Origin of the sequence: Paenibacillus sp. FSL H3-0286, assembly GCF_045040705.1 — a bacterium.
Classification (GTDB): Bacteria; Bacillota; Bacilli; order Paenibacillales; family Paenibacillaceae; genus Paenibacillus_AQ; species Paenibacillus_AQ odorifer.
The window spans coordinates 6,731,120-6,756,786 of record NZ_CP150285.1; the positions used below are offsets into that span (position 1 = coordinate 6,731,120).

Below are 25,667 nucleotides of genomic sequence, written 5' to 3' on the forward strand. Positions count from 1 at the left end.
CAATTGCCATTTTAGTCCTGAATTCGTTGTATAACCCTGCATGAGAGCAGGAGCGTCAGCTTCAACCCTTTGTGTTCAACTTTACGCGCTCCACTAAGCTTATACTTAGGTTCTCGATTTTTGACATTCTATAGCCAGCCCTGCATAATAAATTTAATTACTATGGAATTATTTTGTCTGGGCGCTGTTTCTTCCTAGCCGGGAAATGGCGTTTTATCATGTAGAAAGAAGGCGAAGCTGTGTCATCCTTTAACTTTAAACAGTGGATCGTTAAACCTTTTGTGTTTTTCACAATAATTTTTATTCTAAAAGCTTTCTTGGCATGGGGCGTAATCTTTGACGATATATTGCCCTGGAAATCATTATTAACTGAAATCCCCTTTGCTTGGGCGCTCTTCTGTATCATTGAACGTTTTGGTTCCAAGCGCAAGCTCGGATATTACATGACCGTAAATTTATTAGTGACAGCCATTTTCTTCGCAGCCATTATGTATTTTAAATATTACGGTGTTATTGTGACTTACCATGCAGCGGAGCAGGTGAATCAAGTCACCGCCGTCAGCAACAGCGTATTCTCACTAATGGATCCATACTACCTGCTGATTTTTACAGACATCATTATTCTTGGCGTCTATTTCTTCTTTAATAAAAAAGGCCGGGTCTATAAGAAAGAGAATATCAACCACCGCCGTGGCGGAAAACTTAAGTATAGTGTTCTGTTTGCAGTCTCACTTGCTTTATGTTTGTTCAACATCTTGCCTAATAAGGCCAGCATGAACGAAATTAAGAAAGCTCAAGAAATGGGAATTCTTAATTATGAAGCTTATACGATCTTCGCTAAAGAAGAGCCTGAGCTAGTCGATTCAAGTGACATTACACAAGATGCCATCAACAAATTGAAGGGGATTAATACTGCGGCTAGTTCTCCACTTCAAGGCATCGCTAAAGGCAAGAACCTTATTATTCTTCAAATGGAATCTTTCCAGAATTTCTTGTTGGGCCTTAAATTAGACGGTCAAGAAATTACACCGAACCTGAACAAGGTAATGAAGGACAGTCTTTACTTCCCTAATTTCTATCAAATGGTTGGCCAAGGGAATACGTCGGATGCAGAGTTCGTAGTTAACACTTCCTTCTACATCCCTCCACGTGGAGCGGCAACGATGTCTTATGTGGATAAGGTACTTCCAAGTCTGCCACGCGTGCTTAAAGAAAATGGATATCAGACTGCAACCTTCCACACCAATGTCGTAGAATTCTGGAACCGCGGCGAGCTGTATGACTCCCTCGGCTTCGATCATTATTATGACCGCAAATTTTTTGGTGAAGATGATGTCTTCTTCTTTGGAGCTTCTGATGATACGCTCTACAGTAAGACAGCCGATAAACTAAAAGAAATGGACCAACAGGAGCAGCCTTTTTACGCTCAAGTCATTTCAATGTCAGCGCATCACCCTTTTACTATTCCGGAAGAAAAATACCGCATGAAGCTGCCGGAGCGTTATGAAGGTACTTTTGTTGGTGACTATATCCGTTCCCAGAACTATGCGGATGATGCTTTTGGACATTTTGTAGAAGAGCTTAAAGCAAATGGTGTCTGGGACAATAGTGTAATCATGATTTATGGAGATCATATGGGATTGCCGATTTATTCCCTCGATCATGATGATAAAGAATTGATGACTGAAATCTATGGTCATGAATACAGTTATGCGGATATGATGAACATCCCTCTGCTTATTCATGCAGGTGCTGGCGTAACATCGCAGACCATTGACGAAGTAGGCGGGGAAGTAGATATCATGCCAACCGCAGCCAGTCTGCTTGGGATTTCATTAGAGAATAACGTATATTTTGGTCAAGATCTACTCAGTCAGACTTATAATTTGCTGCCAGAACGATATTATTTACCTTCTGGTTCATTCATTGCCAGCTCAGGATTGCTTATTCCTGGTAACAGCTTTGAAGACAACACTCAGTACTCTATTTATAACAATGGAACAACGCCGAGTGCCACTGAAGACGAATATAACCGTGCCTTGAGGCTTTTACAGCTTTCCCACAGCTATATCACTCAGTTGCCTGACAAACAACCTAAACAATAAATTACAGGGCGTAGGCAGCCAACGAACAAAAACAGCAGAGCAGCGATTCTCCAATAAGGAGAACCGCTGCTCTGCTGTTTTTATAAAGATATCCATTCCGAAGCTTAGCTGACTAACGCTTCTGGTCCTCGATCATACGGTAATACTCTGCAAAGTTGCGTAGTTCTTCGGGCTTCAGTATGGATAAATGCTCCGCCAGCAGTTCTTTCGACCGGAAATGTCCTTCTTCGAGCACCTGCTGACCTTTTTCGGTGATCGTCACTACAACCGCTCTCCGATCCTTCCCATCCGGCTCACGTTTGATATAACCCAGCACCTCCAAGCGGTCCAGCATCACCGTCACCGCACTGGATTTGACCTCCATACATTCTGCCAGCTGTACCACCCGCGACTTCTTTTCTTTCGCTATCATATTTAACAGACCCATCTGTGGCACCGTAAGTCCGAGTTCTTTGTGCAAAGACATTTGAGACATAATCTTACGCTGTACTCTCCACATGGATAGTCCTAGACGATCTATTAACGGATCTATTTGATGTGGCATATTTGTTCAACCCCAATCCGTTTTTAATAACTCAAGCGTACCATTAGAACTGGTTATGATTCAATGGTTTTGTCTACTAAACCATTGAAAGCATGATGGAAAGCGCAAACTTCCACGATTCTCCAATTTCCGACACAGAAATACTATATTCCATGTAAGGTTATAAGCATATCAATACGATATAATCGTAGAGGTGAGAGCTATTATCACTGAGAACATAATTTGTCAAGGTTGGTGCGAAGAATGAAATTAGCAACTAAATTAACTTGGATGATGTTCGTCGTCTTACTTCTTGTAGGATCATCCATCGGGTTTTTCGGATACCGTACAGCTTATAAGCAAGTAGACGAAGCCGCAGGTATCGAATTGGTAGGATGCGCTAATATTACAACCGGCCTGATTGACCCCGCAGACATTTCCGCATTGTTGGCAGGCGATCAAAGTAAACTGGAGGCTGTAGAGGATCGAATCGGTTGGATTGTAGCACATAAGGCTATTTTTAAAGAGGCATTCATCTTATCCTTAGACGGAAAAGTACTTGCCGCAGATTCAAGCTTCCAGGCTAGAGGTTATGAAGCAGGCGATACTTTTTATTTCCCAGCTGAAGTTAAGCAACATATCACTGAGTCCAAGCATTCCTCCTACTCCAAGGTTTATACATACGAAGGTACCTCACTTAAGACAGGTTACGGCCCCATCTATCAGGATCATGATCCGTCTAAACCTATAGTTGCGCTGATGGCTATTAATTTCGATGGCTCCATAATTCAAGAACGAACTCAAGATATCATTGTTCAGCCTTTTATTATCGGTGCTTCCATTCTGGTTATAGCTATTGTGGCAGCTTATCTGTTAATCCGCCGAATGATTAGTCCGTTAACGAAGCTGTCCAAAGGGGTCAACCTTGTTGCACAGGGCGACCTTACTCATAATCCTATTTTATTCAACAGCAAGGATGAGATTGGTACATTAGCCCGTGATTTCAATGACATGACCCAAAGCCTGCGCTTACTTATTACCGAGGTCAATGAGACCTCCATGCAGGTAGCCTCCTCTTCCGAAGAGCTCTCCGCCAGTGCGCAGGAAACCAACCGGGCCGGTGAATATAGCGTCAATGTTACGATTGAACTTGCCGATACCGCGAATTCACAGCTGCAGAATATGGAGGGTGAATATAAGTCTGTACAAGACCTGTCTCGTTTCATCACAGAGATTGCAGGCAATGCAGATAACGCAATGAATAATGCGGTCAGCAACGCTAATAAAGCACGTACAGGCCGTGAGGCAATGGATTCCACCACACAGCAGATGAGAGTCGTAAGTGACAGTATTACCGACCTAGCACTCATTATTGAAACCTTGGGTGGTTATTCCAAAGAAATTGAAAATATCGTGGGTACTATTGCCAGCATCGCAGAAGAAACCAATCTCCTGTCCCTGAATGCAGCGATTGAAGCCGCAAGAGCTGGAGAAGAGGGAAGAGGGTTCGCGGTCGTTGCTCATTCCGTACGTAAGCTGGCTGAGCGCTCAGCCCATTCCGCTGCGCAAATTGGCCAACTGGTCAACATCATCGTAAACCAGATGGATCAGGCTGGAGAAACTATGAAACGCTCTACAGAAGAGATGGAGCACGGCAGAGAAATGATTGCCACGGCAGGCCAGTCCTTCTCGGAAATTGAAATGTCTGTCTCGGGAATGGCCTCACAAAGCCAGCAGATCTCAGGAACGGTTCGCCAGCTTTCACTGATCTCCGACCGTCTCGTTACAACCCTTCAGAATATCGTAAATGTCGCTAATCAGACAGCCAGCAGTGCAGAGACATTATCCGCTTCCTCAGAAGAACAGCTTGCCGCAATGGAGGAAGTTGAGTCTGCAGCAGCTTTCCTGTCCTCCCTAGCTGAGAAGCTGCAAATTCTGATTGAACGATTTAAGGTTTCTTAATAGCAAAGGGGCTAGCATCCAAGCAGAGATATTCTGCTTAGACGCTAGCCCCTTATTCTATGTATTGAGATCATCTGCTACGATACTGCTGTATTCGCTATAAACCACTGGCCCAGCTCATGCACCGGCATTGGCCGCCCATAATAATAACCCTGCATCACTCTGCAGCCTAAGGATTGCAGCAGCTCAATCTGCTCTGGTGTCTCCACACCTTCCGCCACGACCTCCATATTAAGATTGGTGGCAATCGCAATGATATTACTGATAATGGCTTTCTTGGAATGCATCTTGCTCTTACGAATAAACACTTGATCAATCTTGAGTGTGTTCACTGGAATCTCGTCTAAATTACCAAGGGATGAAAAGCCTGTCCCAAAGTCATCCAGTGATACCCTTACCCCAAGTGCCCGAAGTCTGGAGAGCTGCGCAACCGTCTCTTCCATGTTATTCATCGCAATGGACTCTGTAATCTCCAGTTCAAGGAAATGCGGCTCTAGACCTGAACGTGTGAGTGCTTCTTCTACAACATCGTATAAGCCCCCGCCCTCAAACATCCGTGCTGACATATTAATAGAGACTGCGACATTTGCTATCTCTTCCTTATGCCAAAGCATGTTCTGGCTGCATACATCATGCAGCATCCAATAGGTAATCGGGACAATCAGTCCCGTTTCCTCTGCAATGGGAATGAATTCAGCCGGGGAGATTATCCCATGTTCAGGGTGCCGCCAACGCAGCAGTGCTTCAAGACCCACGGTAACGTTCATATACGAATCCCATTTTGGCTGGTACACAACCATAAACTCTGAGCGTGCCAGTGCTTTACGAAGATCCTTCTCCAGCGACATCCGTCGCAGCTGATGGCGGTTCATCTCCTGATCGAACACACTGAATTTATTCTTACCCGAATCCTTAGAGGTATAAAGAGCTGTATCGGCTGCCTTCATTAACGCTGAGCGGTCAGTTCCATGCATAGGGGTCATACTGATCCCCACGCTTGCAGTAACATATAGCTCATTACCTTGAATGCTGTAGTATTTCTTAAGCTCATATAAAATGTGCTCTGCTTCCTCTTGCGCATCCTCCACAGTACAATCTGGAAGAGCGATCAGGAATTCATCTCCGCCCAAACGAAAGACCTTGCCCTTACTTCCTACAGAGCGTCTTAATCTTATAGCGACCTCTCGCAGTAACAAGTCGCCTATATCATGTCCAAGCGTATCATTAATCGACTTAAACCGATCCAGATCCACAAAAAATACGGCGCCAGATCTACTCCCGAAAAATTCATCTTTAAAATAACGTACCAGGCCATGCCTGTTCGGAAGATCAGTTAGTGGATCATAATAAGCCATCCGTTCCAGCACATGCCGGTCCAGAAATACAGCACCACCAGAAATCGCAAGCATAAATAGCGTTACCAAGGACACTCCCATTAAAAGAATAACATCAGTCTCCATAAAAAAAGTTGTATTGCCTAGTAGACCGTTATATTCAAAATGAGTCGCCCTTACACTCGTATAATGCAATCCAGTCACCGAAAATCCGATAAAGAGAGCAGAGTATAACTTCCAGCGGTTAAAACCCACATAGTCTTTAAACTTGTGAAATAGAAATAATCCGATAAAAGACGAGAGCATAACGAGGATTACAGCACATGTCTGAGTCCATATCTCATAATGAATCTCCGCTGCGATCTTCATGGAGGACATTCCGATATAATGCATAGCCGAAATTCCGCTGCCTAGAAGAACACCACTAACTATTAAACAACTTTTTCTTAAACGTGGCACAAACGTAATCCGGAATGCCGAATAGCAGCACAACACACCAACCAATAACGATAATACAGCCCTGCCTGGATAATAATTCACGCTAAAAGGAAAACGGCTCGCCATAATCCCTACATAATGTATCGACCATATGCCACTGCCGAGTACACATGCCCCCGATATTAACCATAAGCGACGAACTTTCCCAAACGAACGAGGGACTTGCGAGATCAGATTCAGCGCGGAATAAGCTGCAGTCGCCGCTAGCGCAAATGATAGTAAAACAATCCAAACGTTATAGTGGATTCCCATTTTATCCATTAGTTAACCTCTTCACCGGTTTTGAATACCGTAATCGCTGCAGCGTATTTCTCAAGTAAAAAATCAGTACACGAATATCAGATAAATGGAAGAGTGCGTAAAGATTATAGGTTATCCCTGAAAAGCAACTTTAGATGTATTCTACCTTGTATTCAGCCGATTGTCTAAGAAAATACTGGAATTTATACCCTTTTTTTATGTCGGCAAAAAATGTCCATATTTGACGCATTCACTCACCCCGAAAAGTTGGATATGTGACCTGTGGTTGATGGGGTTTTGGGGAAGGTCTTTCGCCATAACCATTGATTCAAAACTACCAGAACTAACAGATAGATGTAAATTCCTCCGGTAAATAAAGTGAAGACATAATGAATACCCGCCATCCCCATCAGCAAAAACATAAGCATGAAGGCGACTCCAGTGTAATCCTTTTGTTTGGCTGCCTCATAACGCTCTGAAAAAGGTAAGCTCCGCGGATAAACACGAAAGCAGATGACTGAGAAAATCAGCATGGCGAATAATACCACTACTAAATCAGGTACAATGTGCACACCGAACAACAGAATGAACAATACCGCATCTACAGCAAATAAAGGCAAGACTAGCCGTAGCAATGCCGCCTTAAGCATCCCACGGTAAATAGGCGTGCTATCGGGTAAAGGAATCAGCCTATAAATCCAAGCTCCTTTATAACTTGTAGAGTAGCGTAACATCTGTATTACAGTCTGCATTAACATCGTGCAGAAATAGATTAACAAGTACACTTTTGAACCTTTAAGGGAACCATCATAACTATTCTGCAATATACCAAATATAAAAATAAACGGGAATGCGATAGAAAAGCCAAGTGCAGGATAGACCTTCAGCTTAAAATCGCGCTCATTCTTCATCATGGACCAAGTAAACCGAAAGAAAATCCCCTCTGCCGGTTCCTTGCATACTCTGCGGGAGAGCCACTCTGCGATCTGGCCCTTGTCTTTTCCACCGGAGCCTTGCTCCGCCAGCTTTTGCAAATTCCGCTCAAACTGTGGCATCAGCTTAATATAGGCTGCGATCAGTACAAGTGGGGTTATCAAAGCCAGCATTGAAAGAATGAAGTAATAGGGTTCTCTCGCTCCACCAAGCAACAGTTCAAATGGAGCCGCGAACCAAACCGGAAAAATAAAGTACTGCCACCAAGCAGGATGATAAGCAGCGCCAAGCTCAGTGAGGTTGAACAACCGGGAGATGAATTGATAGCCCACCATTATTCCGATCGTCAGAAGGATTTGCGTATAATTTATAATATCCTTGAGCTTCTCCCCATCAAAAAACCGCATGATCATCAGGTAGAGCAGTGCAGTTATTACGAGGATAAAACAGTCTAACAAGACAATTGTCACCGCATACATCAGAAAAAAAGCGATCCCCTGCTTAAATAGGCTGAATACCAAAGATGGACCAGTGATCGACAATGTAACTGTCCCTAAGTAGAGAAGTACGTGGATGGTTTTGACCATATTTAAGGTGGTACGGTTGACGGGTTTGGAAAAAAGAATATTTTTATCACGTAAATCAAGCATTACTGAAGAAAAGTCAGAGATCAGGGTTGTGGAGACAAAAAACATAATGATCCCAAAGGTTAAGCTCATTTGCAGCATATAGTGATCGTTGGATAGCGTTAGCGGAATTAATATTAAACCAAACAGTAAATAAATCCACTGTAATCGCAAGGGTGAACCTTCTTTAGCGTTCTCCTTTTTCTGCATACCTGCAAGCGCTGTAGGCGTTCTTCTTCCGTCCATGGTCAGTTTGATCTGTAAAATACTCCGCATGGTGTCGTAATCGACTCCAAATCTTATAAAGGCACCCCGCAGCTTATCCAACAGCCTCAGCACGAAGAAATCAGTCATAAGAGGATACCTCTTGCTCCTGCATGACCGCAACAAATTCACCAGCGATATCACGGTATTTATCAAATCCGGTTAATTGATTGAAAATATCTTCAAGCGTCCCTTCACGGCCTTTCTCCTTCAGCTCTGCAAAACTTCCGTCCGCCACAATATCCCCGCCATCAATCAAAATGATTCGGCTGCTGATTTTCTCAACCACATCCATGATATGTGAGGAGTAAAAAATGGTCTTCCCCCGTGCCGCCAGCGATGCAAAAATCTCCTTCACTATCATCACGCTATTAGCATCCAAACCACTCAGCGGTTCATCCAGGAATAAAATATCAGGGTCATGCAGCATGCTGGAGATAAGCAGCACCTTTTGCTTCATCCCTTTTGAGAACGAAGAAATCCGCATATCGTAAGACTTCTCCAAACCTAGCAGTGTAGTTAATTTTTTGGCCTTGTAGTCCGCCTCGGCACGACCTAGCCCATACAGCTCGCCAACAAAGGTTAGATACTCTCTTGCAGTGAGGCTATCATATAATTCGGCTACCTCCGGCACATAACCTATACGTTTCTTGTAAGAAACATCTCCATCGGCAATATCCTTACCGAAAATCTCCACTTTACCGTTATATCCTTCTACCAGACCGAGCATAATCTTCACCGTTGTACTCTTGCCTGCCCCGTTAGGGCCGATATAACCAATAATTTGTCCTCTATATACCTTAAGATCAATTCCCTTTAGCACCATTCGGTCTGTATAGTTCATCCATAAACCTGAAATCGCTATGACCGGATCGTCAGCTAAACCCATATCTCAGTCCCCTTTCTAGTAACTAATCAATAATGTGAAATATTACTACTTTATGTAATTACAATAATTGTATCATTTAGTAGAATCCTCTTCCATGATTTAGTCTGCTAATCTTATGTCTAGTTAAAAAGAGAGTGCCCATTAGGCCACCCACTAGAGATTTATAGCGAAAGGCCGCACCACCGATGCCACGAAATGGCTGTTGGCACCCCCTTTATTTGAGCAAACCAGACTAAGATCAGCGTACGTTTGGTCGAGTAGCATTTATAAGTAAGAGAGCGAGCACGCTATCGGACACAGCTGACCTTATACGCGGCTTTTTACCACATTTGGAGTGCTAAAGGACCCCATAGTCGCTATCAGCATGAAAAACACCATAAACGCACCTTTTTCAAAGCGATAGCGTCGCTGGAGTCCGAAACTATGCCCCAAAGGCTGGAAAGTGGAAAATAACGTCATCTGGGTCCGAAAGCCGCACCGATAATGAATGAACTGCTGAATCAAGCGGGCAAGAGGGCAAGAGGGCATGAGGGCATGAGGGCAAGCGGACAGGGCAAGGGCAACCAGCCAGCCAGCTAACAAACAAAAAAGCAGAGCAGCGATACTCCAATAAAGGAGGAATCGCTGCTCTGCTGCCTTAGTCAAACCAAGTCGCCGCATTCATAGTTGACGCTACTTGTGTGACGTCCGCTATGTCTTAGTGGCTAATTATTTGGATAGCAAATTGTAAATAACCTGTGCTGCTTCTGCTCTTGTAGTGACTTCTTTCGGATTGAGTTTACCGTTCGCTCCGGTCACTACGCCTCTCTCTACCAGCGCTTGAAGGGCTTCTTGTGCATAACCAGCGATCTGTCCAGCATCACTAAAGCCGGCAAGCGTGGCCGTTGTCTTCTCAGATGGCAGTTCACCTAGCGCTACAAGCGAGCGGTACAAGAGTGTAAATAGCTCCTGCCTAGTGATCTGAATATCTGGCTGGAAATGATTATCTCCCGAACCCGTTGCTACCCCAAGACGTTTAGCTGTAGCAAGATAATTCGTATAATACGTATTGCCTGCATCTGCAAAATTATCAGCAGCAATGGCATCCGGTGTGATGTCATAAGCCTTGAGCAACAAGACGATGAACTGCCCTCTAGTGATTGCAGCATTCGGACTGTAATGTTCAGCATCCGTACCAGATGTGATACTGCGTGCTGCTAAGAAACCTACTGCATGGCTATACCATGATGCCTCTGGAACATCTGCAAAGCTCACCTGATTATATCCAATAATATATTGGGAGAAATGTGTGGTTACGAAATCTACAGTTCTCTTGGCGGCATTGTAATTTCCACGTACATTGTCCAAGCTTCCAGTGCTGTTAATGTGATACACAATAACCGCATCTGACCGTTCTCCCGCTTGCAGCACATACGGTACGCTGACACGAACACTCCCCCCACCGAAGGTGGAAATCGTACTTTCACCCGCTATAACCGACAAGTCATAAACCGGTCTGTCTCCGAGAACAGCCTTGCCTTCTGCCGTTAATGACACCTTCGCGATTCTAACAATGATGTCTCCGGCATCTGAAGCTGCACTAATGCTCGCCAATGATTTGGCATCAAACGTAATCGTACCCACATTCTCATAATCAATGGTAATCTCCGCCTTCGTTCCGGCGGCTAACTCATTAATTATGCTTCTTGGAAGTATAAGATCAGCTGTTTGAGTATCCGAAGTAGCTGCAACTTTAATTTCAAGAACAGCTTTCTTCCCATCAGCTTCTGCCTTCTTAGCGAGACTCACAAATTCAGCAGCCGTTTCTTTTGTGATCGTAGCAGTAGTAACTCCTGTGGTTTTATCCGTTTTAGTTGCCGCTGTTGCTGACAGGTTCACGGTATTCCCTGCTGTTGCCGTAGCAACCAGTTGCGGGCTTGCTGATGGTGTTGGTGTAGTCGTGCTCGGTGTAGAATTGCCACCCGATCCACTTGTTCCACCTGTTCCAGGATCTGAAATAGGCACATAGGCCGGAACCACAATGTCAGTCGCTGGACTTGCCTTATAACCTTCTTTGGCTGCGTATCTCACTTGATACGTGCCCGGTATTAATCCTGTGATTTCTTTATCTGGTGCATACACATAATTAGTTACACTCGACAGCTTATATTCTAAGGCTGTCGTGGTTCCCGTAATTCTTCCATCGTTGTTCGCTGCTGAGGTAGGAGCAACTCCCTGTAACCCAGTTGGAGCTGCTTGTTCCGCAGTGAATGCTGGAACGATTACATCTGCTGCTCTACCCGTGTTAAATCCCTCTTTAGCTGCGTATCTTACCTGATAGATACCCGGCACAAGTCCAACGATCTCTACATCTGAAGCGTAGACATAATCGGTAACGGTAGACAGCTTATATTCCAGCGCTTTCGTAGTTCCTATAATTTTACCGTCGTCATTAGCTGCACTGGTTGGTGCTACACCTACTAATCCTGTAGGTGCCGCTTGCTCACCATATGCCGGGACTTCAACTGTAGCGTCTTTACCAACGCTGTATCCCTCTTTTGCCGCATATCGCACATTATAGAAGCCCGGAGTAAGACCAGTGATAGCCGCACCTGTTACAGGCTTATAATCAGCTTCTCCAACGCCTTTATACTCCTGTCCTTCCGCTGAACCCGTAATTTGCCCATCATCATTAGCTTCAGAAGTAGGGGCTACGCCTACCAGTCCTATCGGAGCTGCTTGTTGATGGGTGTAAGCAGGAACTTCCACACTTACGTCTTCGCCAGCATTATAAGGAATGATTGTGGGTCCAGCTGCGGAAGTTGGCCCTTGATAGCCCGATGTTGCGGCATATCTTACCTTGTAAACACCAGGTGCAAGCCCTGTGATGGCTGATCCCGAAACTGGGGTGTAAGCCTCGTCTCCAGCAAGCTTAAATTCCAATGCTGAACTGGTGCCTACAATTTGCCCATCCTTATTGTCGGCCGCAGTTGGTGCTACACCCGTAAGTCCTGCCGGCACAGCTTCGAGCCTGGAGAATATTTTATCCAGCGCTGTTGTAGTGTTATTGTATCTGGCTCCGATTGGGTAATTAGCCTGCACGTAATCCGGTTGGATATTCGTCCAGCTGTACATAAGTTCAACATGCCCTAGAATCGGTGTGTTTTTGCCTCCTGCATCCTTGTTGTCCTTGTTATAAGTGAACAGATATGGAACCTGAAGTCTGTCTCCGCTCACAGTGTTTCCAAGTCCGTCTACATAACTAATTACAGTTGGTTTAGCAGCTGTATTGTTTTCGGTCTTGATATTGGTCAGATAAGTACGAACCAGATCAACATAAAGCTGCGCATACGGATGATTGGTGGTTCTAATCTGAAGCTCGTTATTATTATGCGGATTCGCACTGCCCTTAGTGCCGCTGTTGTTATTAGGCTCAGCAACGGTCACACCAGCATCCAGCTTAGTGTCGAAGAAGTAGATCTTATGGATATTATGTTTTTTGACATATTCGTTGATATATTTAATCACCGCTTGCGTGTTAGGGCACCACGAGCCGCCTAACAAAATCGCATAGTTTCCCTCACTCGCTAAAATTTGCTTCAGCTGATGATAGGTCACATGTTCATAAACAAGCGTGCCATCCGCTTCGTTGAAGATCGTAGGTTTGCCCTCATTTTCCCCTTCATAGTTCTTATTAAATGCCGCCTTGATATAAGCCGACTCGTCGATAGTATCATATCGGGTAGCGGCACCCAGCACCTCACTTACTGATGTTTTATACGCATTAACCTTCGCCGCATCAAGTGTTCCGTTCGTCAGGAACTCATTCCACGAATAGCTCTTATCCAGATAGGATACGACAGGAGCACTATTTCCCTGTGCATCCTTGTGATCCTTGTTGTATACCAATAAGAATGGAGACTCGAGCTTGTTAGCAGTCACAACTTCCCCGTTTGTATTGGTATAGCTGACATTGCGTTCTGGATCATCTTTGGAAGACAGATTTAAATTCTTCAAATACTTGTTGACCAGATCAACATATTTATAGGCAAATTTATTATTGCTGTCTGCAATCTGAAGGGTGTCCCCGTCCAGCTTAGTATCAAAGTTATAAATCGTAGAGATGCCATATTCCTTAGCTGCCTCGTTGATAAAGCCGATATCAGCCTGTGTATTCTCGCTCCAAGCACCGCCAACCAGAACAGCGTATGTGCCTTCACTCTCAAAAAGATGAACGATATCTTCATACGTCGCTGTTTTAAATACATGGTTAGCATCATTTAGACGGTCATAGACATGACTGAAATAGTCAAACTGGTTAACGCCGCCTTGTGAAGAGGTTATCGCCTCTGCGGTATCCGGATTAGCATAAGCTCTTCCTGCCTGAGTAGGCAGGATTAGCAGGGAGGCTGCCAGCAGCAGCGTTACAATTTTTTTGAAGGTTAATGGTCGTATCATTATGTGCACCTCGCCTTAAATAGGTTTATGGGAAGAATGGGCTGAAAGGAATCCTGAATGAGCCTGCTGCTCATCAAGGACAAACCTCTTCCTCAGCGGCTGGTGCCGGTGCGGGTGCCTGAACCGTTTCCGCTGGAGCAGGAGCTGGTGCGCTGACCGTGGATGCAGGTGCAGAAGACGATGTTTTCGGTTGAGAAGACTCAACTACCGGAGCCGGGGTCGCCTTAACTACCTCTGTGGTAGAGAAGGTTATAGCCTTTTTGGAAGGTGTCTCCGTTGCTTTTGCTACGGGAGCTGCGGTTTCCTTAGGCTGTTCAGATACAACAGGAGCGGCGGTCGGCTGAACGGCTTTAGCGGTTACGTTTGCTTTTGGAGCAGTCGTAGGCGCAGCAGTTGGCGCAGGCGTTGCTGCGCTGGTTTGCGGTTTAACAGATGCAGATACCGTTGTTGCAGCTGTTGCCGTCTTAGCGGTGTCCGCAGCCGGGGATGCAGCTGCTTTAGGCTGAGCTGCAACCGCTTCTGGAGCTGCTGAAGCCACAACCTTCGCCGCAGAATCAACAGCTGCGGCTGGAGCCGCAGTAGCTTCTGCCGTGACTGTCTCAGCTGCTGGAGCCGAAGCTTCCGGCTGGACAGCTTCTGTTACAGGAGCTGCAGTAGCTTCTGCCTGAACAACAACTGCTGCCGCAGAAGCAGCTGCTGGTAAAGCTGCTGCGGTTACTGCTGTATTACTACTCTCTTGAATGGGTGCTGCCTCTGCTGTTTTTTTGTTAGCGGATACCGCGGCATACGTCAATGCGGAGAAGACGATAGCGGCGGCAACCAAAGAGATCGAAAGCTTTTTCATATGTGTACCATCCTTTTCAAATAAAATAAGAAACCCCTTCACTACATTCTTGTACCTTAAATCCGTAACTCTCCCTTCTCTAAAGTAAAAAAAAAGAGACTCAACGGGACGCAATTTACGCGTCTTTCGTTGAATCTCCGGCTGTCCAGTCGATTCCAATTGGCTTGTGATTAAGTTCCATATTATTCATGCCATAGTGCCTTGTCAATCAATTTTTATTTTTCACATGGTTTTTATCGGAATTAATTATTTTTAACATATAATTACATTGACTTTACTATAAATTCTATATAGATTGATCTCAATAGGATTAATCACATTAAAAAACTAGGTTTAAGGGGGTATTGGTAGTGAACATAGATAACAACTTATTATCCGCCATCGAAACGAACTGGTATGGATTTGTCGCCTCCATATTTGTGTTTGCAATTTTGTTTCTACTGGCACGTAAACGAATTGGATTTGGTACCCGGGTACTCATCGGACTTGGCATCGGACTTATTGCCGGTATATTCTTTCAGTACTTCGATTTAGAGACCAAAGCTATTAGCACATTCGGCAGCATTTATGTCAGCTTGATCCGCATGCTCGTCATTCCTTTAGTATTCGTACTCGTATTAAACAGCATTTCTTCCTTAACCAATCTGGAGTATCTACGCAAAATCGGGATCAAAACCTTCGCCTGGTTCCTCGGAACAACGGGCATCGCTTCTATTATCGGCCTATCCGTTGCGCTGCTGTTCAATCCCGGCCAAGGTATACAACAAGATGTACCCGCAGATTTTGCAGCCCGGGAAATCCCGACCTTCTCCCAGGTTATCCTCGATCTTGTTCCATCTAACCCTGTTAATGAAGCAGCTACGGGTAAGGTTGTGCCTCTACTCATTTTCGCGATCTTCCTAGCAGTGGCTATAATCAAGATTGGCTCCAAGAAACCGGAAGCCGTCAAGCCTGTACGTGATCTTATTGAATCCCTGACACTGATACTGCATCAGGTTGTGAAATTCATTATTCGCCTGACGCCTTATGGCGTATTCGCACTGATTGCCGGAATCACCGCACGTTATGGCTGGGAGACATTGCAGGAACTAGGCAGTGTAATTATAACCTCGTACGTAGCAATGATTATACATTTTGTACTTATCTTTGGCGGATTGGTTCTATTAGTAGCGAAGGTGAATCCAATTCGTTTCTTCCGCAAAGTGTATCCAACCATTACCGTTGCCTTCACAACCAGAAGCAGCTACGCAACCCTTCCGGTCAATCTCGAAGTGATTACGAAGCGGCTTCATGTCTCCCCGCGGATCGCGAGCTTTATCGCACCGTTAGGGGCATCTGTGAACTTTAATGCGTGCGGTGGGATTTGGCCAGCTATTGTGGCTGTATTTACCGCCCAAGTATTCGGTATTGATCTGAACTGGACCGACTATATTACACTGGTATTAGTAAGTATTATTTCTTCCATTGGTGTAGCTGGCGTACCTGGACCAGCCGTAATCTCCACCACAGTAGTCTTAACTGCTCTCGGCCTGCCGCTTGAAGGAATCGCTATCGTTGCAGGTGTTGAAGCGCTCATCGATATGGGCCGTACCGCTGTAAACGCAACTGGAACAGCTGTAACAGCTCTGTTAGTAGCTAATTCCGAAGGTGAATTTGACCGCGAAGCGTTTAATAGCAATGATGACGATGATATTCTCTTGAGCACCGTGTAAAAGCTGAAACTGTAAAAACCTCCGGAATCTGCGTAAAGCAGAGCGCCCGGAGGTTTTTTTTGCATAGATTCCTATTGGATTCATCTTCTTATAGCATACTAATTCTTTCCCGCTTTTTAGCAGAAGCTAGACAAGTCTCGATCAATTGCATGCCCAGCACTGCATCCTCAGGTGCAAATAATTTTTTTCCTGTAAATACTGCGGCGGTAAAATCATCGACCTCCCGTGTATAGGGATTCGCCCCGGTGGCATCAACCCGTCTTACCCCTTCTCCCGTATGCACAAAAAATTCAGCATCCTCGTCTCTAGCATTAAAAGGCATAGGCACTTCAATCATTCCATCGGTCCCCAGAATCTCTAACAGCTGGCGGTTATATGCCCACATCCCGCAATCAAAAATCAGGCTTAGCCCCTTCGGAAACTCTACCAGCCCTGAAGCCATCATATCTACATTGTCATGCTCCGGAGAGAACATAGCATGAACTGTTACGGCTTCTGGCTCAGCTCCGAACAGCAGTCGTGCTGCACTTAGCGGATAACAGCCGATATCATAAAGCGAGCCGCCGCCCCAAGCGGATTTAAAACGAATATTAGAGGTGTCTGTAGCGTCATTATAAGTAAAAGTGCCTCGAATGGAGCGTAATTCGCCAATTTCTCCGCTAGCGATAATCTCTTGCAATTCCGCAATCCGAGGATGATGCCGATACATATAAGCTTCTGCCAAATGGACTCCAGCATCATTACAAGCTTTTACCATCTCAGCTGCTTCTTCACTGTTCAGCGCGATCGGTTTCTCACATAAGATATGTTTGCCAGCTTCCGCCGCACGGATTACCCATTCCCGATGGAGGTGATTTGGCAGTGGAATATACACCGCATCAATATCCTTATCCGCCAGTAATTCCTCATAGCTGCCGTAAGCTTTATCTATTCCGAACTCTGCGGCTACAGCGCTGCTTTTTTCTAAACCGCGACTGGCTACCGCTGTAATCATTCCCGTCTCCGAATCCATTATAGCCGGCATCACTGAACCTGTCGCAATCTGCGCGCAGCCCATGATTCCCCAGCGAAGTTTTTGCACCATCGTTGCTAACCTTCTTCCTTATAGATTACTTACTATACTTAAAGCCACCTTATCATAGAATGAAACGTTTCTCTAACAGAAAGAAGCCTGCAAATTGCAAAAAAACAGTGCCAAAAGGAGCTCCAACCCCGATAGACACTGCTTTTTCATAAAATATGAATGTTTATATTAGTGCATTCAACAGCACAGCCGCACCCAGCACAACTATACGCGCAAGGTTCATCAATACGAAGTTTTTGACGGCAAGAATAAAGGTACTCGCCTTCTCCTGTTTCTCTGTGAACAAGGCAATATTTCGGCGAAGCGGGATCAGCGTAAGTAGAATCAACAGAACCAGAATAGGATTAATCCCTAAGATCAGGAGCACTACAAGATCCAGATAAGAGACATAGTAGAGATATTTAAAAAGCACAAGCGCATTGCGGCGGCCAATGTACACCGGAAGCGTGTACCTGCGATTCTCCACATCCTCATCAATATCACAAATATTATTAGCGAGCATAATCCCTGCGATCCCCAAAATAGCGGGCACGGAAAACCAGAAAAGGTACAGCACTTCCACGATGTTGATATTCAAGCTGACCCAGCCGTTCTGAAGCAGCAGTGAAACCACATGCTCATCCGTATGGATATAGGCAGAGATAAAAATAATAACAAAGCCCATAAACAAACCCGAAAACAGCTCACCTAACGGCATACGCGAGATGGGAATCGGCCCGAACGAATAAAGTATACCGATCAAGAACGACAGTCCACCCAGCAAAAAGACCAGCAAACCCGTCTGAGTGACAAGCGCAATCCCGCCCCCTGCTGCCAGCGCCAGCAAAATAACAATCGTCGCCACGACGGTGCGCTCTTTTAGCTTAAAATGAACAATCGGATTATGCGTTTCGTAGCCGTAGCCGTGGGTTTTGGAGGCTTTTTTGAAATCGTAATAGTTGTTAATCGCCGTCGTCGCCATATCGAAGCTAAGCAAAGACACGAACATCAATCCAAAACGCAATACGTAAAAATCCTCAAACCGGTACAGGGCATACAACGTTCCCATTAGAAACGGAATAATACTGGCTACCTTCGTCGGCAGCTCCACAAATCTTAGAAAGCTTTTAATATTCACACCATACACCCTTATCTGTCAAATGAGCCTGCAAGGCATTACTGTTCAGTTGTTGTAACCGTCACCGGGGACCATTCTGCAATAACTGTTTGTCCATGTACAGACACACTGCCTTCAGGACTCAGATCCTTCTCTGTCATAATTCCGAGCGCTACAGTGAAGTTATTGAATTTAAGCGGTATATTTTTCTCGCGGCGTACTTCCTTGCCGTTCAAATAGAATACAGCCTCATCATTGCCGCGGTGATAGGTAATACGGTACGTATTGAATTCCCGTGGTTTGAAATCCGTATCTTCTTTAAAGATGCAGAAATATTTCGTTCCAGTGCTTTCTGGCACTTGTACACCCGGGAATGGCAATATACCATATACACTAGCGTATTTGTCATTTCCCGCGAAGAAATCAAGCGCAGCGCCTGTCGTGAAATCCAGCAGGTTCAGCGATACATATCCATCATACAGATCTCCAGGTGCAGTTCCTTGTGTACGGCAACGAATTTGCAGCTCAATGCTAATCTCTCCAGCTTCCGGAATCTCCACTGGCTTGGCTGAATAATACATGTGCTTGGCATTGTCCAGAATTTGCACTTGATGGTTCTCACGAGATAACTTCGCACGTACATACAAGGTATCATTACGAACGATAACTACAGCCTCCGGCTCACGGTAAGCCCAAAAAGATCCGTCAGGCAGTGTAAATCCACCCGTCTTCCAGACCTTTCCTTCTTCTAAAATAGAGTGGAAATCCCCAAGAACCATGCGATTGCCTTTAACTTGTTGTTCTTCTGCCGTCAATTCCTTGTCCTTCTTTTCCATGAAAGCTCACTCCTTCTGTAGTCCATCTATTAGTATCAGATCAAGCCTTGAATTAATAAAGTTATTGCCATTACTACTCCGCAGCGTACGGAGGCTTTTTGTGAAGCACCCATCAGCGGGATATAAGCCGGCGAAGCATTATGTTGCTTGAGACTACTGTAAATGCGCAGCGGCCAGAAAGCTGTAACCAGCGCCAGCAGTGCGTAAACAGGAAGTACACCCAACAGCACACAGACTATCACCGAAGCGTAACCAGTAAAAAGAAGTACACGTGAGAATACAAGTGCCTTTTGTTCTCCCCATACTACAACAAGCGTAAGCTTACCCGCCTGCTCATCCGCTTTCCAATGTAGGAAATGGTGATTAAACAACAATAATGTAGTTAAAAATCCGACAGGTAGCGAGAGAATTACAGGCTTCATGCTAAACTGACCGGTTTGTACGAAATAGGAGCCTAATACAGGCATAATCCCAAAAGCAATAAAAATGGCCATCTCACTATAGCCTTTGCCGCGATAGCCATAACGCAGTGGCGGAGCCACATAGAAATAAGCGATTAAAGCACCAACAAGTACAAACCAAAGGATATTCCAACCGCTATATATACTAAGAATCCCACCACAGATAAGGGCAATCGCCAGCATACTCCAGGTCATCCTTGCATAAAAAGACTCCGAGAGGATTCCACCTGTCAGTAGCCCGGAGTTTGTGCTGATTTCACCAGCGGAATTCTTTGCTTCTGTATCGGTTCCGTTGCGGAAGTCCCACAGATCATTCACCATATTGGAGAACAAATGCGCCGAAATCGCCCCTATTAAGGTAAGAATAAATAAAACCGGATGGAATGTCCCTTCCCATACATATGCCCCAACGGTCCCCAAAACAATCGGGATGAGCATAACAGAAAAACTCCAAAACCGGGTCGCCTTGGTAAATAATGTCCATTTGTTCACTTCAAGCTTACCGCCTTTTTCATATGATTTGATAATAATTATCACTGACTATTATACATCAATTTTCAATAGATTGTGAAGATTATCACTGCATATAATGTCTATTCTTGACATAATACTTCCGTTTGTTTGGTTAAGTATCTTGATAATGGAAGATAAAAATGTAAACAATTCCTTATTTCACGCAGGACCCCTATTTTACGACAAAAAATGAGTGTTGTTTTATAGGCAAGCACATACCGATATGATATGATAGGCAAGCCTATGAACAGCACCCCTTACGGGCTGTTTTTAAGAGCGTAAAACTATATATAATAATGGAGGCTTTTACTGTCATGTCAGCGCAATCCCCTAACACCCAATCTGTCAAAATCGTCACTGCCGACCCTAGCGCCATCGGGCTATTCGGACTGGCTATTGTCACATTGGTCGCTTCTTCACAGAAGCTTGAATTTACAACAGGACTTAGCTACGTTATTCCTTGGGCTATCTTCCTGGGAGCATTCGCGCAGCTATTCGCCGCCATTCAGGATGCTAAGCACAACAATACCTTTGGTATGACTGCCTTTGGCGCCTACGCTTTCTTTTGGTTCGGCATGGCTAGCAGCTGGCTAATCAAGCTTGGCGTATTTGGACCAACGCTTGCGGAGGCTGTAGATCCTAAGCAGCTCGGATTTGTATTTCTGGGTTACTTGATCTTCACACTCTTTATGACGATTGGTGCCGTTGAGGCAAATAGAGTTCTGCTTATCATTTTTGTATTGATAGATTTTCTCTTTATCGGACTAACCTTTGATTCCTTTGGGATCGCTCCAGAATTCTTCCATAAGCTAGCTGCTTGTGCTGAGCTTGGTATTGGTATCGTGTCCCTTTACGGATGTGGAGCATCCGTGCTAAACGCTCATTTCGGCCGCAGCTTCTTACCGATTGGAGCTCCGCTGGGCATCTTCAAAAAATAGAAATTGTTCTGATCTGAAACTAATACTTTTGCAAGCCGAAAGGATGCTGAGACTATGCATGTCCTGTCCTCTTCTGAATTAGCGGTAACTGCTATTTTCGCCCTTATTCTCGCAGTTATTGCCTACCTGATCATTCGGAATATCCCGAAGATGGTTGGTGATATTGCGGCTTTTCGCAAAAGAACACTGGTTTGGACCCAAGTTTCACTAGTACTAACGGTGCTTCAGTTGAATTTCAAAGCAGGCGATTGGCGCTTTTCTATCGTCCTTGGACTCATTGTGTTATTTACCGGAGCTATTTGGCTGTCCGCCCGTTATTACGACATCAGTCGCAATGCAGGTCCAGAATCTAAAGATCCTGAAGCACATTAGTAAATCTCAAGCTCCCGAAAGGGGGCTTTTTTTTATAATTTCAGAAAGCTTCTTCGCATAGTTCTCCCCATCACAACCATACTAATGACATTCTAATAAAAGTAACGGGAGGATTATCAGGGTGAGCAAAAAAATCAATCTGCTAATGTTCAGTGGGGAATACGACAAAGCGATGGCTGGACTGATCCTAGCGAATGCCGCAAGAGATATCGATGTCGAGGTTACTATGTTTTTTTCATTCTGGGGTCTATTTTTGGTGCGTGATCCGGAGAAGATGACTCTTGAGGACAAGAGTATCTACGAGAAGCTGATGGATGTTATTACACCGAAGGGCCCTGGGCAGCTGCCGCTCTCTCATCTGAACTTTAGCGGGCTGGGACGAATGATGCTGGAAGAAATGATGGAGGAACAAGGCGCACCGAAGCTGATTCATTTTCTAAAAGGGGCTCGTAAAAAAAACATCAAATTCTATGCCTGCAAGCTCTCTGTGGAGATCATGGGCTTTAAGCCCGAGGAACTGCTGCCAGAGGTCGAAATCATCGATGCTGCGGCATATTTAAAAGATGCTTTAGAAAGTGATGTACAGTTATTTATTTAAAGTCTGACTAGGCTTTAACCCAATCCCCCATGCAGGCATATACTGTTGCCATAGAAACTACTGGCACGCCGAAAATACACCCCATTAACTTAGCACTGACGGCGTACGGGCTGGAGGGAATATCCGTGCTAAACATCATCCACGCCTCTTCTGCAGAGACGCCCGCTTCATTACAAGACCATTTTGATACTTTTCGTGGTCACACCATCGGCATTCGGCATCAAATCAACACCCCTTATGGCAGACAGCCGCTTCTGTATGCCGATTGGACCGCAAGCGGGCGCTTATATGAACCGATCGAACGCAAGTTGCAGGAAGCCTTCGGTCCCTACGTCAGCAATCCACATACAGATTCCAACACCACCGGACTAATCATGACGCAGGCTTATAATGAAGCTCGCCAAATCATTAAGAACCATGTTAATGCTGGCCCTCAGGATGTACTGCTCTTCTGCGGCAATGGAACAACAGGAGCCGTGAACAAGCTGCAGCGTATCATGGGATTAAGGCTCCCGGAATGGCTACAGGAACATAATAACCGTGCACTGGAAGACCGCCCCGTTATCTTCACCAGCCATATGGAGCATCATTCCAATATTCTTCCTTGGCAGGAGGGACTTGGTGACGTCGTTACCATTCCCGCCGGAAAGGACGGAAATATTGACCCTCAACAGCTTGAAGACCAGCTGCGACTGTACCCCAATCGCCGTTTCAAGATTGGTTCATTTACAGCTTGTTCTAATGTGACTGGAATTCAGACGCCTTACGCAAAGCTAGCGGCTACTATGCATCGTCATGGGGGCGTATGCTTTGTGGATTTTGCCGCCAGTGCTCCCTACGAGCCTATCAATATGCACCCACCTTCCCCACTGGAGAAGCTTGATGCGATCTTTTTTTCTCCGCATAAATTTCTGGGTGGGCCGGGCACAAATGGCGTTCTAATCTTTGATGAAGCACTGAGCAATGGACGTATTCCTGACGAACCGGGTGGAGGTACAGTAGCCTGGGTCAACCCTTGGGGAGGACGCCGCTACACTAATGCGATTGAGATGCGGGAAGACGGGGGAACACCGGGGTTTTTACAGGCTTTTCGCACGGCACTTTGCGTGAAGCTGAAGGAGCAGATGAATGGAAACGGTCAATATATGGTGATTAGAGAACACGAGCTGTGTCAGGAATTAATGGCAGGACTCCGCAGCATCCCGGAGTGCGCGCTGCTGGCCGGAGATCATACAGAACGTCATGGAATCGTCTCTTTTACACTTCGTGATATCCATTACAACCTCGCTGTTCAGCTGTTGAATGACCGTTTCGGCATACAAGCTCGAGGCGGCTGCTCTTGTGCAGGTCCATACGGACATTACCTTCTTGGATTAGGGTGGACGCAATCCGCTCAGATTGCCGGAGCGATCATGAGCGGCGACCAATCCTTCAGACCAGGGTGGATTCGCATCTCCCTACATCCCATTATGACTAATCAGGAAGTAGAGAGAATTGTATCCGCTGTAAGGAGTATTGCGACCCATGTCCAGCAATGGAAGCAGGACTACCTTTACGATACTTCCACGAACAGCTGGAATCATATCTACGCGCAGCATTCACCCGAGATGAAGCTCCAAGAACTCTTCACCATGTAACAATCTAACTTATCACACGTTGCCCTTCACCATGTCCAAATCGGCAGCACTGGCATTGGAGATGACCTGTTCTACATTTTTGCAGCCCGGAATTACACTGGTTACTGCGGAATGCTGGAGACACCAAGCCAAAGCCCACTGCGCCATATCCAGACCTGACGGCACTTCAGTAGCAGCAATTTCTGCTACTGCGCGCAGCTGCTTTTGTCTTACATCCTCTTTATGGTTAGCTCGCACATCACCCTGAGCAAAAACCGCATCTGGCTTATACTTGCCGCTCAAATAACCACTGGCTAACGGAACGCGAGCTAACACACCTAATTGATGCTCGATGCACAGCGGAAGAATCTCTTCTTCAGGTTGACGATCCAGCCGATTATATACTACTTGTATGGCCTCTGCTTGCACATCCGCTGCCGCAGAGGTCTGGTGCACCCCCGAGCCCGATGCACTGATCGACACGCCCAAATGACGGATTTTGCCGGCTTGCTTCTGTCTGTCGAGCATACTCCACAGCTTATCATTATCGAATTGCTCATCCGTTCCGGAATGGAATTGATAGAGGTCAATATACTCTGTTTGGAGTGCGCGGAGGGAGTCGTCTAGCTGCTTAAGCACATCCTCAGCACGCCATAGCTGTTCCCGCTGCAAATGCCCCTGAAAATGATGGCCAAATTTCGTAGCTACAACCCAGTCCTCGCGTTTGCGGCGCGCCAGATAGTCCCCGATGAACTTCTCCGACAAGTGATCTCCGTAACATTCTGCCGTATCAATCAGATTAATACCCAGCTCTCCAGCCTTATCCAGCATGGCATCGACTTCAACCTGAGTGAAATCCTTGCCCCACTCTCCGCCAAACTGCCAAGTCCCTAGGCCAATCACCGAGACATTCATTCCTGTACTGCCAAGCTTACGATATTTCATCATCATTTCCTCCTTTATTCTATTTAAATTTAGGGATTCAAGTTAATTCTGACTCTATGCTAAGCTATCTTGTTCCCATCCTGTGCTGTTCTAGCAAAACGTGCTTCGATGGCTTTGACTCCCCATAACGACAGCCCGATAAACAACAGAACATAGATAATCTCCCACGGCTGGCGAATGAAACGTTCCAGATCGTTGCCAATGTATGAAACTGCGAATACCATAATCGCTTTGCCTACCGTGAGCGCAAGAAGATACGAACGGAACCTCATCCCGGCAAGCCCCGCTGCCATATTAATCACAACAAAAGGTCCTACCGGAAATATACTAAGCAGAAAAACATAGCTGAATCCGCTTTGCCGCACCCACGTCATGCTTTTGGCTACTTTGGGCCGCGCTGCCCATTTTCGTAAATAACGATGGGAGGCTACTTTGCGGATAATCCAAAAGGTAGTCACACAGCCTGCAACCAGACCGATCCAAGAATACAAAAAACCTAACCATAAACCATATACGGCCCCATTTAACCCTACGATCGCAATAGTTGGCAGTGGTGGTATAAATGATTTCATAAACGTTAACGCAATGCCCGGAAAGGGCCCAAACGAACGATATTGTTCAAGCAGATGCCGCAGATTATCCTCTGTCAGCCAAGACATAATATCAAGAAAATACATAACCAGCTGATCTCCTCATCCGATTGGAATTCTTAACACTTGGTCTCAATTATACACGAAGTTACGTTCATTCCTACAGTGCCGCCAATATAGAGTGAGCAACCGGGACTAATTAAATGACAGGGAGAAAATTCTTCGTTACTATAGACAAAAATACATATTAG

General features: G+C 45.4%; 19 protein-coding genes. 7 read left to right on the forward strand and 12 right to left on the reverse strand.

Going from position 1 to position 25,667, the window contains the following annotated elements:
• Positions 1–239 precede the first annotated feature (239 nt).
• Entirely contained in the window at positions 240–2,105 is a 1,866-nt protein-coding gene (locus tag MHB37_RS30020; protein ID WP_076301465.1) for an LTA synthase family protein, read from the forward strand.
• A 112-nt stretch (positions 2,106–2,217) separates the two neighbouring features.
• On the opposite strand, the gene MHB37_RS30025 is transcribed toward MHB37_RS30020, so the two are convergent.
• Positions 2,218–2,649: a MarR family winged helix-turn-helix transcriptional regulator gene (locus MHB37_RS30025; RefSeq protein ID WP_081383180.1), complete on the reverse strand. Its 432-nt coding sequence runs from the start codon at positions 2,647–2,649 to the stop codon at positions 2,218–2,220.
• 243 nt (positions 2,650–2,892) lie between these two features.
• Between MHB37_RS30025 and MHB37_RS30030 the strand changes: the two genes are divergently transcribed.
• Positions 2,893–4,590 carry a methyl-accepting chemotaxis protein gene (locus MHB37_RS30030; RefSeq protein ID WP_405168790.1) on the forward strand — a complete coding sequence of 566 codons (1,698 nt, stop codon included), beginning with the start codon at positions 2,893–2,895 and terminating at the stop codon, positions 4,588–4,590.
• A 77-nt stretch (positions 4,591–4,667) separates the two neighbouring features.
• Here the strand turns inward: MHB37_RS30030 and MHB37_RS30035 are convergent, their stop codons facing one another.
• From MHB37_RS30035 to MHB37_RS30055, 5 genes are all read right to left on the reverse strand, one after another.
• Positions 4,668–6,683, reverse strand: coding sequence for an EAL domain-containing protein (locus MHB37_RS30035; protein ID WP_038573706.1), 2,016 nt, complete (start codon positions 6,681–6,683; stop codon positions 4,668–4,670).
• Between the two features lie 233 nt (positions 6,684–6,916).
• Positions 6,917–8,575 carry a hypothetical protein gene (locus MHB37_RS30040; RefSeq protein WP_405168791.1) on the reverse strand — a complete coding sequence of 553 codons (1,659 nt, stop codon included), beginning with the start codon at positions 8,573–8,575 and terminating at the stop codon, positions 6,917–6,919.
• Positions 8,568–9,374 (reverse strand): ABC transporter ATP-binding protein, encoded by an 807-nt coding sequence (locus MHB37_RS30045; RefSeq protein ID WP_036682032.1) that lies wholly within the window; start codon positions 9,372–9,374, stop codon positions 8,568–8,570. Before MHB37_RS30045 ends, MHB37_RS30040 begins: the two co-directional genes overlap by 8 nt.
• A gap of 708 nt (positions 9,375–10,082) precedes the next feature.
• Entirely contained in the window at positions 10,083–13,811 is a 3,729-nt protein-coding gene (locus MHB37_RS30050; RefSeq protein WP_405168792.1) for an S-layer homology domain-containing protein, read from the reverse strand.
• Positions 13,812–13,884: 73 nt separating this feature from the next.
• Positions 13,885–14,655 (reverse strand): hypothetical protein, encoded by a 771-nt coding sequence (locus MHB37_RS30055; RefSeq protein ID WP_076181993.1) that lies wholly within the window; start codon positions 14,653–14,655, stop codon positions 13,885–13,887.
• Between the two features lie 356 nt (positions 14,656–15,011).
• Here MHB37_RS30055 and MHB37_RS30060 point away from each other — a divergent pair, with 356 nt between their 5' ends.
• Entirely contained in the window at positions 15,012–16,367 is a 1,356-nt protein-coding gene (locus tag MHB37_RS30060; protein ID WP_036682429.1) for a dicarboxylate/amino acid:cation symporter, read from the forward strand.
• 88 nt (positions 16,368–16,455) lie between these two features.
• Here the strand turns inward: MHB37_RS30060 and MHB37_RS30065 are convergent, their stop codons facing one another.
• The 4 genes from MHB37_RS30065 to MHB37_RS30080 all read right to left on the reverse strand — a co-directional run bounded on the left by MHB37_RS30065 (position 16,456) and on the right by MHB37_RS30080 (position 20,336).
• On the reverse strand, positions 16,456–17,451 hold the full coding sequence (locus tag MHB37_RS30065) for a Gfo/Idh/MocA family protein (protein WP_405168793.1): 996 nt from the start codon (positions 17,449–17,451) through the stop codon (positions 16,456–16,458).
• Between the two features lie 163 nt (positions 17,452–17,614).
• Positions 17,615–18,568 carry a 1,4-dihydroxy-2-naphthoate polyprenyltransferase gene (gene menA, locus MHB37_RS30070; protein WP_076219134.1) on the reverse strand — a complete coding sequence of 318 codons (954 nt, stop codon included), beginning with the start codon at positions 18,566–18,568 and terminating at the stop codon, positions 17,615–17,617.
• A gap of 38 nt (positions 18,569–18,606) precedes the next feature.
• Complete coding sequence (locus tag MHB37_RS30075) at positions 18,607–19,383, reverse strand: DUF6081 family protein (RefSeq protein ID WP_076303570.1); 777 nt, start codon at positions 19,381–19,383, stop codon at positions 18,607–18,609.
• A 35-nt stretch (positions 19,384–19,418) separates the two neighbouring features.
• Positions 19,419–20,336, reverse strand: a complete 918-nt coding sequence (locus MHB37_RS30080) for a prenyltransferase (protein ID WP_036682043.1) — start codon at positions 20,334–20,336, stop codon at positions 19,419–19,421.
• 335 nt (positions 20,337–20,671) lie between these two features.
• Between MHB37_RS30080 and MHB37_RS30085 the strand changes: the two genes are divergently transcribed.
• The 4 genes from MHB37_RS30085 to MHB37_RS30100 all read left to right on the forward strand — a co-directional run bounded on the left by MHB37_RS30085 (position 20,672) and on the right by MHB37_RS30100 (position 23,902).
• Complete coding sequence (locus tag MHB37_RS30085; protein WP_036682044.1) at positions 20,672–21,295, forward strand: acetate uptake transporter; 624 nt, start codon at positions 20,672–20,674, stop codon at positions 21,293–21,295.
• 54 nt (positions 21,296–21,349) lie between these two features.
• Positions 21,350–21,667 (forward strand): hypothetical protein, encoded by a 318-nt coding sequence (locus MHB37_RS30090; protein ID WP_076278292.1) that lies wholly within the window; start codon positions 21,350–21,352, stop codon positions 21,665–21,667.
• Between the two features lie 121 nt (positions 21,668–21,788).
• Positions 21,789–22,265, forward strand: a complete 477-nt coding sequence (locus tag MHB37_RS30095; protein WP_036682046.1) for a DsrE/DsrF/DrsH-like family protein — start codon at positions 21,789–21,791, stop codon at positions 22,263–22,265.
• A gap of 125 nt (positions 22,266–22,390) precedes the next feature.
• Positions 22,391–23,902, forward strand: a complete 1,512-nt coding sequence (locus MHB37_RS30100) for an aminotransferase class V-fold PLP-dependent enzyme (protein ID WP_076124020.1) — start codon at positions 22,391–22,393, stop codon at positions 23,900–23,902.
• 12 nt (positions 23,903–23,914) lie between these two features.
• Here MHB37_RS30100 and MHB37_RS30105 read toward each other — a convergent pair whose 3' ends face one another.
• Together MHB37_RS30105 and MHB37_RS30110 are read right to left on the reverse strand one after the other, a co-directional pair.
• Entirely contained in the window at positions 23,915–24,826 is a 912-nt protein-coding gene (locus tag MHB37_RS30105; RefSeq protein WP_076301471.1) for an aldo/keto reductase, read from the reverse strand.
• A gap of 59 nt (positions 24,827–24,885) precedes the next feature.
• On the reverse strand, positions 24,886–25,503 hold the full coding sequence (locus MHB37_RS30110) for a TVP38/TMEM64 family protein (protein WP_036682051.1): 618 nt from the start codon (positions 25,501–25,503) through the stop codon (positions 24,886–24,888).
• Between the last annotated feature and the right edge of the window lie 164 nt (positions 25,504–25,667).

Bases quoted from the DNA above. Each gene is read 5' to 3' on its own strand.
- MHB37_RS30030 (WP_405168790.1), top strand. From the start codon at position 2,893: ATGAAATTAGCAACTAAATTAACTTGGATGATGTTCGTCGTCTTACTT.
- MHB37_RS30045 (WP_036682032.1), bottom strand. From the start codon at position 9,374: ATGGGTTTAGCTGACGATCCGGTCATAGCGATTTCAGGTTTATGGATG.
- MHB37_RS30110 (WP_036682051.1), bottom strand. From the start codon at position 25,503: ATGTATTTTCTTGATATTATGTCTTGGCTGACAGAGGATAATCTGCGG.
- MHB37_RS30055 (WP_076181993.1), bottom strand. From the start codon at position 14,655: ATGAAAAAGCTTTCGATCTCTTTGGTTGCCGCCGCTATCGTCTTCTCC.
- MHB37_RS30050 (WP_405168792.1), bottom strand. From the start codon at position 13,811: ATGATACGACCATTAACCTTCAAAAAAATTGTAACGCTGCTGCTGGCA.
- MHB37_RS30090 (WP_076278292.1), top strand. From the start codon at position 21,350: ATGCATGTCCTGTCCTCTTCTGAATTAGCGGTAACTGCTATTTTCGCC.
- MHB37_RS30035 (WP_038573706.1), bottom strand. From the start codon at position 6,683: ATGGATAAAATGGGAATCCACTATAACGTTTGGATTGTTTTACTATCA.
- MHB37_RS30085 (WP_036682044.1), top strand. From the start codon at position 20,672: ATGTCAGCGCAATCCCCTAACACCCAATCTGTCAAAATCGTCACTGCC.
- MHB37_RS30065 (WP_405168793.1), bottom strand. From the start codon at position 17,451: ATGGTGCAAAAACTTCGCTGGGGAATCATGGGCTGCGCGCAGATTGCG.
- MHB37_RS30040 (WP_405168791.1), bottom strand. From the start codon at position 8,575: ATGACTGATTTCTTCGTGCTGAGGCTGTTGGATAAGCTGCGGGGTGCC.
- MHB37_RS30075 (WP_076303570.1), bottom strand. From the start codon at position 19,383: ATGGAAAAGAAGGACAAGGAATTGACGGCAGAAGAACAACAAGTTAAA.
- MHB37_RS30105 (WP_076301471.1), bottom strand. From the start codon at position 24,826: ATGAAATATCGTAAGCTTGGCAGTACAGGAATGAATGTCTCGGTGATT.
- MHB37_RS30025 (WP_081383180.1), bottom strand. From the start codon at position 2,649: ATGCCACATCAAATAGATCCGTTAATAGATCGTCTAGGACTATCCATG.